General features: G+C 57.3%; 10 protein-coding genes. 3 read left to right on the top strand and 7 right to left on the bottom strand.

Features of this window, described 5'->3' with window-relative positions:
• Nucleotides 1–293: 293 nt before the first annotated feature.
• Together IPM21_03835 and IPM21_03840 are read right to left on the bottom strand one after the other, a co-directional pair.
• Nucleotides 294–677 (bottom strand): GxxExxY protein, encoded by a 384-nt coding sequence (locus IPM21_03835; protein ID MBK9163030.1) that lies wholly within the window; start codon nt 675–677, stop codon nt 294–296.
• Nucleotides 674–1318, bottom strand: coding sequence for an alpha/beta hydrolase (locus tag IPM21_03840; GenBank protein MBK9163031.1), 645 nt, complete (start codon nt 1316–1318; stop codon nt 674–676). Before IPM21_03840 ends, IPM21_03835 begins: the two co-directional genes overlap by 4 nt.
• A gap of 167 nt (nt 1319–1485) precedes the next feature.
• Here IPM21_03840 and IPM21_03845 point away from each other — a divergent pair, with 167 nt between their 5' ends.
• Genes IPM21_03845 through IPM21_03855 form a run of 3 tightly spaced genes read left to right on the top strand, consistent with a single transcriptional unit; the run spans nt 1486 to nt 4971 of the window.
• Nucleotides 1486–3336 (top strand): hypothetical protein, encoded by a 1851-nt coding sequence (locus IPM21_03845; GenBank protein ID MBK9163032.1) that lies wholly within the window; start codon nt 1486–1488, stop codon nt 3334–3336.
• Entirely contained in the window at nt 3311–3763 is a 453-nt protein-coding gene (locus IPM21_03850; GenBank protein ID MBK9163033.1) for a hypothetical protein, read from the top strand. The genes IPM21_03845 and IPM21_03850 overlap by 26 nt, the downstream gene beginning before the upstream one ends.
• Complete coding sequence (locus tag IPM21_03855; GenBank protein ID MBK9163034.1) at nt 3763–4971, top strand: AI-2E family transporter; 1209 nt, start codon at nt 3763–3765, stop codon at nt 4969–4971. The genes IPM21_03850 and IPM21_03855 overlap by 1 nt, the downstream gene beginning before the upstream one ends.
• A gap of 111 nt (nt 4972–5082) precedes the next feature.
• Here IPM21_03855 and IPM21_03860 read toward each other — a convergent pair whose 3' ends face one another.
• The 5 genes from IPM21_03860 to IPM21_03880 form a co-directional block, all read right to left on the bottom strand.
• Complete coding sequence (locus IPM21_03860) at nt 5083–6486, bottom strand: amidophosphoribosyltransferase (GenBank protein MBK9163035.1); 1404 nt, start codon at nt 6484–6486, stop codon at nt 5083–5085.
• 181 nt (nt 6487–6667) lie between these two features.
• A complete protein-coding gene (locus IPM21_03865) occupies nt 6668–9082 on the bottom strand; it encodes an FdhF/YdeP family oxidoreductase (GenBank protein ID MBK9163036.1) in 2415 nt (804 codons plus the stop codon).
• Nucleotides 9083–9156: 74 nt separating this feature from the next.
• On the bottom strand, nt 9157–10065 hold the full coding sequence (fdhD, locus tag IPM21_03870) for a formate dehydrogenase accessory sulfurtransferase FdhD (GenBank protein ID MBK9163037.1): 909 nt from the start codon (nt 10063–10065) through the stop codon (nt 9157–9159).
• Nucleotides 10066–10124: 59 nt separating this feature from the next.
• On the bottom strand, nt 10125–11435 hold the full coding sequence (gene fahA / locus IPM21_03875) for a fumarylacetoacetase (protein ID MBK9163038.1): 1311 nt from the start codon (nt 11433–11435) through the stop codon (nt 10125–10127).
• 95 nt (nt 11436–11530) lie between these two features.
• Nucleotides 11531–12448 carry a hypothetical protein gene (locus IPM21_03880; GenBank protein MBK9163039.1) on the bottom strand — a complete coding sequence of 306 codons (918 nt, stop codon included), beginning with the start codon at nt 12446–12448 and terminating at the stop codon, nt 11531–11533.
• Between the last annotated feature and the right edge of the window lie 83 nt (nt 12449–12531).

The raw sequence follows: 12531 nt of genomic DNA on the forward strand, positions 1-12531 counted from the left end.
ACTATCTGGACAAAGCCAAGTAATCGCGTAATCGTAAGATGCTAAATCGTCTTACGATAAAAGCAATTCGATCAACCCTTTGTGGCCTTTGTGCACAAGCTCCGCGACCTTTGTGTTTAAGCACCCTTCACAATTCAATACCTGTCTGATCATCAAGGCAGCTTAAACACCAAGTACTCAAAGGACTTGCACAAAGGGCACAAAGCTTCGATCAACCCTTTGCGAACTTTGTGCACAAACTTTGCGACCTTTGTGTTTAAACTCCCTTCACCTTTCGAGCTCCCGGCTGATCATCAAAGGATCAATCGCTTGATGCCATTTTTCAACAATTCGACATTGAAGTTTATCAGTAGCCCGAGCTTGTAATCACCCAACCGCATGTACGTGAGCGTCTGTGCCACGAATATCGGGTGCAGGGCTTCAACGGCCTTCACTTCAACGACCAGTTTCTTCTCGACCACCATATCGATGCGATAGCCGATCTCTAAATTGACCTCTTCGTATATCAGGGGCATTGGTTTCTGATTTTCAACGAAGAGTCCGTTCTTCCGTAGCTTGTAGAGCAAACACGCGTGATAGGTGCTTTCAAGAAGCCCGGGCCCGAGCGACCGGTGCACATCCATCGCGGCTCCGATCACCTGATACGAAAGCTCATTTTCACTGAGCGAAGAATTCATTTCGCTATCTTCTCCACCGTCCAGTCGCGGATGGCTTTGCGGAGTTCGTCGAGGTGTTCGTCGAAGAAGTGTCCGCAATCTTTGAACCAGACAAGTTCCGCATCGGTCACCTTTGCCACTTCGTCCACGAGCCGTTTCAGATTTTCAAGATCGCCAAATTCATCCTGGTCGCCGTGGACGAAAAGTATCGGCTTGCGGACCTCGAGGAGGAACTGGTAATCGCCGTATTTATCGACCGGCGTCCCGATGCTGATCAGCCTCCGGACACGCGGGTCGTCCTTGCCGACCTCCATCCCCGTCCGCGAACCGAACGAGAAACCGGCGAGCGTCATATCCTCGCCCGGATACTCGGCGGCCATATGGTCGAGCGCCGTGCGGACGTCCTCCATTCCGCCGGGGATCTCCGAATGAACGCCGGTCGATGCTCCGACGCCGCGAAAATTGAACCGCAGCGTCGCGAGCCCCGCATCTACAAGCCCCGCCGCTGCCCGAAAGACGACCTTATTATGCATCGTCCCGCCGCCGAGCGGATGCGGGTGGCAGACCACGCCGACGCCACGCCGTTCACCCGCAGGCTCTTTCAGAATAGCCTCAAGCTGCCCGTGCGGAGCCGGAATTAGCAGGTTCCCCTTTGGATACATACCGAAACTTCGATTCTAGATAGTGGCCCCGCGATAAGCAAACACTCCCGCCGACGCCAAAGGTGCAAATACGAACAGACCCGATAGAATTCGCCCGTCCTTTCGTGATAACTTTTCTGTTTAATGTTTTGCGGGCCAGAGGCTTGCTGCACGGCTTTCTATTGCAAATGGAAGAACAGAACCCAAACGATACCTTTGCCGCCGAGGCGGCCGAGGGAGTTTTGCCCGAAAAGGGGCGCACGGGCTGGCGCGAGTACCTCGAAAGCGAGGACGCCACCCGAATGGTCTATCTCGTCTTTGCCCTCGCTGCCTCGGCGATGGTGATGAGCTTTCTGCAGTTCAGGACCGATGCCATCTGCTGCGGCGATTGGGACGGGTATTACCACATCCGCTGGAGCCAGCTTCTCTGGGAAAGCCTCTCGGCCGGCAAGTGGCTCCCAAGCTTTGATTGGCTGCCGCTGACGGTCCTCGGGCCCGAGCAATACAACGACCACCACTTTCTTTTCCACCTTTTGCAGATACCGTTTCTCTGGTTCCTTGAGCCCGTAATGGCCGCGAAGGTCGGGGCCGTCGTGTTTGCGACCGCCGCCATCGTTTCGGTCTATTGGCTGCTCCATCGCTACAAGGTCGATTACCCGCTGATCTGGTTCGGGGCCATCATGACCTGCGCCAATATGTTCTTTTACCGGATGAACATGGCGAAGGCTCCGCCGCTGACGATCGTTTTGACCATCGCAGGCATTTATCTTCTTTTTGAACGGAAATACGTCTGGCTTCTGCCGCTGATGTTCGCCTTTGTCTGGACGTACAGCCTCTTTCCGCTGCTCTTCATCGCGGCGATGATCTGGGTCGCGATCCTTGCCTTTAACGAACGCAGGTTCGAGTGGCGGCCGCTTGCATATACCGGCGGCGGGATGATCCTCGGCAATATCATCAACCCATACTTTCCAAACAATCTGACGCTCTTCTATGAGCATTTCGTAACGAAATTCAAGGTCGGCAGCGACTTTGCCGTCGCGGTCGGCGGCGAGTGGTATCCCTATACGGGAATGGAGTTGATCACGCATTTTCCAGTCGCTCTCGCGGCGATGCTTGTCGGCTATATTCTCTTTATGCCGCGGAACGGCAAGCTCCCGGAAAAGGCGACTTTCTTTCTCGTTTTCGTCACCATCCTGCTTGCGGCGCAGTTTCGCTCAAAGCGTTTTGCCGAGTATTTTCCGCCATTCGCCATTCTCTTTGCAGCGTTCAGTTGGCAGTCGTTCAATTTCAAACAGGTCGTCGAACTCCCGAACGAATTTCGCCGCGACATCGAGCCCTATCTTGACGCCGTCAAGACGCGGTCCGAGATCATATGGGAGGGCGTCCGGAAAGGCTTTGTCTGGACGCTCGGCGTGGTCCTCATCATTTATTTCATGATAAATATGATCGGCCTGCAGGCCATCGGCATCGAGCACGGCGGGCTGATGACCACCATCAAGAACAATGAGAGCGATGAAAAATATCGCCGGGCGATGACCTGGGCGACCGGTGTTGATAGCGAAGGCAAGGAGAACATCCCGGCCGGCGAGCGCATCTTCAACGCCAACTGGGACGATTTTCCGAAGCTCTTTTTCCTCAATACGAAGCACGCGTACGTTTACGGCCTCGACCCAAATTATCTCTATTCGAAAAACCCCGAGCTCTATATGCTCCTGCTTGAGATAACCGCCGGCAAGATCGAGGACGCCGGGCCGATGATCCGCGAGCGGTTTGGCGCCCGGCACGTTTTTGTCGATTCCCGCGAGAATGAGGCGATGATCGCACAGCTCCTCGATAGCGGCTGGGGCGAGATAATTTACGAGGACGACGAGGCGAGGATCATCCGCATCCGCGAGGAAAAAGGTGTGCCGACCGAGCTTGAGAACGAGCCCGAAACCGAAGAGGAGAAGCGGCTGCTGGATGAAGAGGAGCGAAAGTTCGAGGCGAACGCCAATGCCAATGCGGAGCCCGAAGATGAAGAACCTGCGAATGCAAATTAACCGCAGCATTATCGCTCTGACTTTGGCGGCGGCTTTTTTGCTTGCCGGGTGCGGCCCGCATCCGCGCTTTGCCAACGTCAACGCTCCGCAAAACGCCGCCGAGGCTAACGAGACGCGCCCGCGTCGGCCGCAGATCGAGGTCGATATCGAATCGATGCGGACCGCGGATTTTACCTTCGTTTACGTCTTCCGGCGAAAGGACGGCGGCGTGCTTGACGCGGACGACCGTGGTTTCTTAAATGAGCAGAAGCCGCCGGAGATAAATCGTGTAAAATTATCGGACGAGGGCCGTGCCGTGATCTTCGGCTCGAATTTTCCTCTTCCGGAACCGCAGATGACGACGCTGCGGGAGCGATTCGCCTTCGAGGACCTTTCGCGGCCGCGGCCCGAACCGCCGCCGAACGCTAACGCTAACAACCAGGGCTGATGAACAACGAAACACCCGAACCGCAGGAACAGCCGACCGCAACGCCCGTCCGTGTTCGTGCTATTGCGCTCGATGAGGCCTCGTTCTCCTCGCGGGTGATATTTCGCTGGGTGGCGATCACCCTGCTAGTCCTTTTCGCCGCGGTCACTCTCGGCTACGTCGTCAGTTCCCTCCGGCTGCTGCTCTTCTTCGTCGCTCTTTCGGTCCTGCTCGCTTATCTTGTTGATCCACTAGTAGGGCTGATCCGCCGGCCGTTCCAGTCGCGTCATCTCGAGCGATTTATGCCGCGGCCGCTGGCCATCGTGCTCGCTTTCGCGATAGTGCTTTCGGTCGTCGGGCTTGCCGTCAGCTACATTGCTCCGCGGGCGGTCGAACAGGCGAGGGATTTTGGGGCGAGCATTCCGAGCTATGCGAATAGCCTTCGGCAAGCGATCCAAGACATGAACCGCCGCTTTGACCGGCTGCGGGTGCCCGAAGAGGTCCAGACACGGATCAATGACCAACTCGTAGCCATCGGCGAACAGATCACGACCACCGCCGGCGGCTTCGTTTTTTCAACGCTGATATATCTTCCGTGGCTCATTATCGTCCCGATCCTGACATTCTTTATGCTCAAGGATGGCGATCTGATCCGCATCTCGACGCTCAGGATGTTTCCGCCCGGCCGCTGGCGGGAGCGTGCAGGCCTGGTACTTACGGACATCAGCAACACCATTGCAGCCTATACCCGGGCGATGCTCATCTCGTCGGTCTTTATCGGCACGATCTGCTCGATCGGGTTTTACATCATCGGCATGCGCTATGCTTTGCTGCTCGGAATACTTGCGGGTGTTTTTGAATTCGTCCCGCTACTCGGGCCGCTGACGATCGGTATTATCTCAACTGCTGTTGGAGCTCTAGGATCGGACCCGCAACGCGGCATCTGGGTCGCGATTTTCCTCATCATTCTAAGGGTCTTCCACGACTACGTTTCATACCCGCGGATCGTCCGCGGAGGCATTCATCTGCATCCACTTCTGATCATTCTTTCGGTCCTCGCCGGCGAGCAGATCGCAGGCATTACGGGTGTTTTTCTGGCGATACCGATCGTCGCCATTCTTACCGTGATGTACAAACACGTGCTTGAGCATCAGGGCCGGCGGACGCTTCTCGAAAGCCTTCGGGCACCCGACCCTGTCGCCGAACCCCCGGAGGGCGACGAGCGATGACGCCCTTGCTCTGGCTGCTGTTATTTCTGGTCGTCCTGACGGCGCTCTCGCTGCTGGTCTATGGTCTGGTGGTCTATTTCTTTTATTGGGGAGATAAGGACGGGCCGCCGACTAAGAAACGCCGCTAGCGGGCGAGCTTTTCTGTTCGGCGATCAGCGTTGGGTATTTGCCGGTCCAGCATGCCGTGCACGACGTCTCCGCCGGCAGGCCGATCGCCTCAAGCATTCCCTCATGTGAGAGGTAGCCAAGGCTATCCGCACCGATATATTCGCAAACTTCCGCAACCGACAACTTCGCCGCGATCAGTTCGTCTCGGCTCGGTGTATCGACGCCGTAGTAGCAAGGGCTTATCGTCGGCGGGCACGAGACCCGCATATGGACCTCGATCGCACCCGATTCGCGCACCATCTGGACGATCTTTTTCGACGTGGTCCCGCGAACTATCGAATCATCAACCAGCACGACCCTTCGCCCGCGCATCAGGTCGCGGATAGGGTTCAGCTTTAGCCTGACACCAAACGACCGGATCGACTGCGAGGGCTCGATAAATGTCCGGCCGACGTAGTGGTTGCGGATGATGGCCTGCCGGTAGTTGATGCCCGATTGATTTGCGAAACCGATAGCAGCCGCAACGCCCGAGTCGGGGACCGGCACAACGAGGTCGGCCTCCACCGGCTGCTCGATGGCGAGCTGCTTGCCCATTTTGTGGCGTGATTCATTGACCGAGCGGCCATAAATTATCGAATCGGGCCGCGAGAAATAGACATGCTCAAATGTACACGCCGAGTGCGGCTTCTGCTTGAATGGCTTTGAGGAATGAAGGCCGGCGGCATCGACGATGATCATCTCGCCGGGCTCGACCTCGCGAATATATTCGGCATCGATCAGGTCAAAGGCACAAGTCTCGGAAGCCACGCACCAGGCGTCCTTAAGCTTGCCCAAAACAAGCGGCCGAAACCCACGCGGGTCGCGGACGGCGACCAATGCCTCGGGCGTTAGGAACAGGAGCGAAAAGGCGCCTTCGGTTTCGTTGAGCACCTGCTTCGCGGCTTCTATCGCATTTGCCGCCGGAGTTCGGGCGATGCCGTGGAGAATGGTCTCGGTATCCGAGGTCGAGGAAAAGATCGCACCGGCCTTTTCAAGCTCGGCACGGCGTGCCTCGGCAAAGGGCAAGTTGCCGTTGTGGCAGACGGCGATCTGCCCATGCTGGCAAATGACCGAAAACGGCTGGACCTCTTTTATCGTATTTCGTCCGGCGGTCGAATATCGCGTATGGCCGATCGCGGCCGAGCCGATGAGGCGATTGAGCACATCTTCGGTCAGGACATCGGCGATCAGTCCCTGCGAACGAAACTGATGCAGGTTCTCGCCGTCGCTAGAGACGATGCCGCACGCCTCCTGTCCGCGATGCTGTACCGCAAACAACCCTAGCTGCGTTAGTGTCGAAGCCTCCGGATGGCCAAAAATGCCGAAAATGCCGCACTCTTCGTGAAACTTATCGAGGACGAGATCCATCTCTTCTATTTTAGCCACAGCGACCCCAGAGAGCACGGAGCAAACCAAACTTTTTCAAACGGCCCGTAATAACAACCTCTTCACCAATCACCATTCACTCTGGCTAATTTCTAATTCTTAATTTCTAATTGCCAGTTCCGCCCGCGTCCCTCGTCCCTTGTCCCTTGTCGCTCATCACTCGTCACTCATCACTCACAGCTACCGACACAACAATGCACTTCGAAGTCGGCGTAAAGCTCCGGCGGGCAAAGCTACCGAGCGGAACGAGTGGATTCGCCTCGGGAAAATATGCCGCCGTGCAGCCGCGGGGGATCTTGTACGGTACGGCCGTAAAGCCGCGGACGTGCCGCTCGCCGTCCTCCCAATAGCTTGTGACATCGACGCGGTCGCCGCCCGCGAGGCCGAGCTCGGCGATGTCGTCCGGGTGCATAAAGACGACCCGCCGGCCGCCATCGATGCCGCGATAGCGATCGTCAAGCCCGTAGATGGTCGTGTTAAATTGATCGTGTGAGCGGATGGTCGTCATCAGCATCCGGCCCGGCGGGACCGTTGTGTATTCAAGCGGCGATGCCGCGAACATTGCCTTGCCCGTGGCGGTCGCAAAGACGCCGTCTCGCGGCGGATTGGGCAAATAGAAACCGCCCGGTTTTCTGATGCGTTCGTTGTAATTCTCAAATCCCGGAACGACCCGCTCGATAGCGTCGCGAATGCGGTCGTAATCTGCCGCAAAAGCCTGCCAATCGATATTCGACCTTTCGCCGAGCGTCGCCGCGGCAAGCTGGCAAACTATCCACGCCTCGCTGCGGAGATGCTCCGATGCCGGCTCGAAAATGCCCTTCGACATCTGCACATTGAGCATCGTGCTTTCGGTCGAGACGAATTGCTCGCGTGGAGCGCGGCTTGGAGCGCGGACACTCTTGTCCGCATCGCCGGTTCCTCCGGCGAGACCATCGCTATAGTGCATCGATCCAGTCTCGCCGACATCTGTTCGCGTCGAAGCGACGCTCATGCGGACAGGAGTGTCCGCGCTCCTGTCGATCTCCGACCGGCCAAGACAGGGCAATATGAGCGACACCTTGCCGGGCGTGAGCGCCGTCCGGTTGAGCTTTGTGATCACCTGAACGGTCAGGTCGCAGTTTTGCACCGCCGCGGAAACGGCCGCTGTGTCCGGCGAGGCCGCGACGAAATTCCCGCCCATCGCGAAAAAGACCTTCGCTTGCCCGTCCCGCATCGCGGCGATGCTCTCGACCGTGTTAAACCCGTCGCGTTCCGGCGTTTTGAAAGCGAACTCGCGTTCGAGGTTCTCGCGGAAAACGGGTGTCATCTTTTCCCAGATGCCCATCGTCCGGTCGCCTTGCACATTTGAATGCCCGCGAACAGGGCAGAGCCCCGCACCCTCTCGCCCGATCGCCCCGCGAAGCAGATGCAGATTGACGATGTCCTGAATGGTCGCGACCGCGGCCGTGTGCTGCGTGACGCCCATCGCCCAGCAGGTGATGAACGAGCGGGCAGCGATGATCATCTCCGCCGCCTCTTCGATCTCGCCGCGGGTCAGCCCCGAACCTTCAAGTATCGCGGCCCATTCGGTCGCATCAAGCTCCGCCTCAAGCTCGGCATAGCCCGCCGTTCTTTGTGAAATGAAGTCGCGGTCGAAAACGCTCCCGGGCTCGGCACGCTCGCGTTCGAGCATGATCTTCATCAGCCCCTTGAGCACGGCCATATCGCCGCCGATGCGAACGGGCAGGTGCAGATCGGCAAGCTTTGACGGGCGTAAACCGAGCACGGACAATGGGTTGCCATGCTGCGGATTCGGATCGACAAAGCTCGTCAGCCCGACCTCGGGCAGCGGATTGATTGCGATCATCTTCGCACCGGCCTTTTTTGCGGCGGCAAGCGAAGAGAGCATCCGCGGGGCATTCGTCCCCGGATTTTGCCCGATAACGATGACAAGATCGGTCCTTTCGAAATCCTCGAGCCTGATCGTCGCCTTGCCGAGCCCGATCGATTCGGCAAGCGCGACGCTCGTCGATTCGTGGCACATGTTCGAGCAATCAGGAAGGTTGTTCGTGCCGAATTGCCGGACGAAAAGTTGATACAAGAACGCAGCCTCATTCGACGTCCGGCCCGAGGTGTAAAAGATCGCCTCATCCGGCGAAGCGAGCGAATTGAGCTTCCCGGCGACGAGCGAGATCGCATCTTCCCAAGCGATCGGCTCGTAGTGCGTGCCGCCCTCACGCAGGACCATCGGCTCGGTCAGCCGGCCCTGCGAATTGAGCCAGAAATCGCTCCGAGCAGCAAGCTCCTCGACCGAACGGCTGGCAAAGAACTCGCGGCCGATCCGCTGCTTCGTCGCCTCGTCGGCAAGTGCCTTTGCGCCATTCTCGCAAAATTCGTTTATCGTTCGGTGCTCGGGGTCGGGCCAGGCGCAGGATTGGCAGTCGATGCCGCCCTTTTGATTGAGGCGCAGCATTCCGTGCGTCGCACGGATCGGCCCCATTTTGCCGTAAAGATGCCGAAGCGCGTTCGTGACGGCATGAATGCCCGCCGAGGTCTCCGGCGGCGGCGTCACTTTGAGCTTTTCGTCACGCTCGGTCATCCAAAAAAGAGCTTACAGCTTGAGGCTTATAGCTAAAAGCTGTTGTTGCAAAAACAGCCGTAAGCCGTTAGCTATCAGCTATTAGCAGGAATGCGTTCGCCGCCGCAATAAACGTTGAACCGGCCATCGCGTACGAAGCCGGCCAGCGTCATTCCGTATTCGCGGGCGAGTTCGACCGCGAGGCTCGAGGGCGCACCGACCGCGGCGAGGATCGGAATGCCGGCGACTAGTGCTTTCTGAACAAGCTCGAAACTCGCACGGCCGCTGACGAGCAGGACGCGTTCGCCGAGCGGTACTTCGCCATCAAGAAACTTTCTGCCGATCACCTTATCGAGTGCGTTATGGCGGCCGACATCTTCGCGGACGATGTCGAGCCTGCCATCAGAATCGAACAACGCCGAGGCATGCAGCCCGCCGGTGCGGTCAAACACATTTTGCGATCCGCGGAGTTTGTTTGGCAAAGAGTGGATCAGATCAGCCGAAACGCGAAGGCAGTTCGCGGCGATCGGCTTCGCTTCGGTGCGAAGTGCCTCGATCGAAGACTTGCCGCAGACGCCGCAGCTTGATGTCGTGTAAAAATGCCGTTCGAGCTTTTTGATATCGACCGTAGCACCTTCAGCGAGATCGACGCGGATCGTGTTTGAATTTGGAATTCCAGCTTTAGTTAGCTCGTCGGTCGGAATTTTGCCAGTTGAAGCTGGAACTCCGAGCCTTCCGCAATGATGGATCTTTTTGATATGTTCGGGGACTTTGACGATCCCTTCGGTGAACAGAAACCCGGCGGCAAGCTCGGCATCTTCGCCCGGCGTCCGCATCGTGATCGAGACCGCACGATGCTTCGCGTCATGAAACCCGAGGCGAATCTCAAGCGGCTCTTCTATCGCGAGATCGTCCAAGGCTTTCGCCCTCGATTCCCCAACAACGCGATGCACATCGGTTCGTGCCACAGAGTTCACCGAGGCCACTGAGGAATCGAACTTCATTTCCGCGGGACCGGCCATATTAACTCCGTGCTCTCTGCGTGCTCTGTGGTAAAAATGCCTTAATCTGCAGGGAGGATGCGTCCGCGGCATTCGCCTAGGCCTATACGGCGAAACCCTTCGCGTTCGCAGTAGCCCTTCATAATCACTTCGTCGCCGTCCTCGAGAAAACGCCGCTGTTCGCCCGAGGGCAGATCGATCGGCTCGGTTCCGCGCCAGGTCATTTCGAGCAGGCAGCCGCGTTCGCTTTTTTCTTTCCCGCTGACGGTGCCGGTCGCCATCAGATCGCCGGTCTGCAGGTTGCAGCCATTCGAGGCGTGGTGCGTTAGCATCTGGCCGATCGTCCAGTAGAGGTCTTTCGGGTTCGACCGCGAGAGCAGATGCGGCTCGATGTTCTCATTCCGCATCTTTTCGGTCTGGATGTAAACCTCGAGGTTGATATCTAGCCCGCCGAGCTTCTGATTCCGCTCGTCGCTGAGATATTCGAGCGGCTGCGGGTCATCGGGATCGCGTTCGAAAGCAGGCGTGCGAAACGGTGCAAGTGCCTCCATTGTAACGACATACGGCGAGATGGTCGTCGCAAAGCTCTTCGAAAGAAATGGCCCGAGCGGCTGATATTCCCAGGCCTGTATGTCGCGGGCCGACCAGTCATTGACCAGACAAACGCCGAAAATATGTTCTTCGGCTTCGCTGATATTGATCGGCTCCCCAAGCTCATTTCCCTTGCCAACAAAGAACCCGAGCTCCATCTCGTAATCGAGATTTTTCGCCGGGATGAAGACCGGCGGCTTTTCCGCATCGCTCCGGTTCTGGCCCCGCGGCCGCTTGATATCGGTTCCTGATATCACGATCGACGAAGCCCGCCCGTGATACCCGATCGGGATGTATTTGTAATTCGGCAAAAGCGGATTGTCCGGCCGAAACATCGACCCAACATTCGTCGCATGATAGATCGAGCAATAGAAATCAGTGTAATCACCGATGGCAAACGTTGGAAAATACTCGACTTCATCAGCCGAAAGTAATACGTTTTCCAGTCTGTTTCTCGAATCCTCCGACGCTCCCGATTCGAGTCCCTTCAATAAATCTCGTCGAATTTCCGCAGAGGCACCCGCAGACAAACGACGCGGGTCATCAAGCTTCCATTCCTGCAAATCCGTGCTCCACCAGCTGCTGGGATTTGCACCGGCATATTCGACCAAATCGACAATTTGATCGCCTATTCGCACTCCGATACGGCTTCCAAACTCCGAAGTTTTGTGGCGAAAGTTACAAAACGGCAAATTCTGTATAGGAAAATCCGTATTCGGGTCGTTGGCGGATTCGACCCAGCTCTTCAGATTCGGGTCATGTGTTTCGTTTATCTCGTACATATTCTTCATTACTCACACCCTGCTACCGCGCCGACGTAGTACTCTCGGCCCCTTCAGCTCTCCCACAGGCGGAAACCCGACCGGTAGATACTGTCTTAGAGCAAGCCCATTGCGCGGAGGTCTTCTACCGGTTCGTCGAATGAGCATGAGCCGAAGGAGATCATCCCGCGGGTCCGGAGAAGCTTTAGGTGAGCGGTCGTCAGGAAGTATTCGCTTCGCCAGGCGACGCCGGCTTCGCTAAATGAAAATACCTCTTCAAACTCCTCTTCCATCAGCTCCTCGAGCAACGATGGCCGGTAGCTCTCGCGGGCAAATGCCGTCATCAGCAGCATATTGAGAAAGCCGTGCATCGCACCGCGGGGCGCGTCCGCGGCATAGGTCAGCGGCTTAAAGCACCGGAGCGGATGGTGCAGCCCGGCCGTCGCCTTGAAAGGCACATTCGCCGCCATACAGCTTCTTACGAAGCGGATTATCTCCCGCGATGTCGGGAAGTCCGTCGGCGTCACACCGCCGGTACGCATCTTTGCCCGCTGTTTATGGGCGGCAAGCGACATGACAAGATCGACGAACTCATCGCCGGTCGCTATTTCAAAAAATGCCGTCAGCCCCTCGGGCAATATTGCAACCGTATTCTCGATCTTCGAAACGGTCGTCGCCTTTACCTCAAGCGTGTCGATGACGGCCCGGCCCTCGTTGTCGCGGTTAAAGTCGTTGACGGTCTTAATGGTCGCCGTGATGTCCTCGCCTGAAAGCGCGCTCAGCCGCCAGGGAAGCTTCGAGCCGCCCGAAAGAAGATCACGGGCCGAATCAAGAAACTCGTCAAGCCGTGCCGTCGGCACCACAAAGCGGCCCATCATCCAGCCGAGTTCGCCGCTCCGGTAGGCCGCATAATTGACGACGGCCTCCTGCATCGAAAGCTGCGAGGGCGGAAAAAGCCCGGCGTAGTCGATCAGATCATCAAGCAGCGTTTTTACGGAATCAACGGGTTTTACGGGTTCGGCGGCGGCGTTCATCTCTTTCCAGGCAGTCTATTCGGTATAATTCGCAATGATACGGATTGCCCCCAGGATTTACAAACGCGTTGCATTTTGGCTGC

This window comes from Acidobacteriota bacterium (genome assembly GCA_016716435.1).
In the GTDB taxonomy this organism is placed as follows: Bacteria; Acidobacteriota; Blastocatellia; order Pyrinomonadales; family Pyrinomonadaceae; genus OLB17.

Excerpts from the sequence above, each read along its gene's own strand:
- IPM21_03835 (MBK9163030.1), bottom strand. The coding sequence starts at position 677 with ATGAATTCTTCGCTCAGTGAAAATGAGCTTTCGTATCAGGTGATCGGA.
- IPM21_03840 (MBK9163031.1), bottom strand. The coding sequence starts at position 1,318 with ATGTATCCAAAGGGGAACCTGCTAATTCCGGCTCCGCACGGGCAGCTT.
- IPM21_03845 (MBK9163032.1), top strand. The coding sequence starts at position 1,486 with ATGGAAGAACAGAACCCAAACGATACCTTTGCCGCCGAGGCGGCCGAG.
- IPM21_03850 (MBK9163033.1), top strand. The coding sequence starts at position 3,311 with ATGAAGAACCTGCGAATGCAAATTAACCGCAGCATTATCGCTCTGACT.
- IPM21_03855 (MBK9163034.1), top strand. The coding sequence starts at position 3,763 with ATGAACAACGAAACACCCGAACCGCAGGAACAGCCGACCGCAACGCCC.
- IPM21_03860 (MBK9163035.1), bottom strand. The coding sequence starts at position 6,486 with ATGGATCTCGTCCTCGATAAGTTTCACGAAGAGTGCGGCATTTTCGGC.
- IPM21_03865 (MBK9163036.1), bottom strand. The coding sequence starts at position 9,082 with ATGACCGAGCGTGACGAAAAGCTCAAAGTGACGCCGCCGCCGGAGACC.
- fdhD (MBK9163037.1), bottom strand. The coding sequence starts at position 10,065 with ATGAAGTTCGATTCCTCAGTGGCCTCGGTGAACTCTGTGGCACGAACC.
- fahA (MBK9163038.1), bottom strand. The coding sequence starts at position 11,435 with ATGTACGAGATAAACGAAACACATGACCCGAATCTGAAGAGCTGGGTC.
- IPM21_03880 (MBK9163039.1), bottom strand. The coding sequence starts at position 12,448 with ATGAACGCCGCCGCCGAACCCGTAAAACCCGTTGATTCCGTAAAAACG.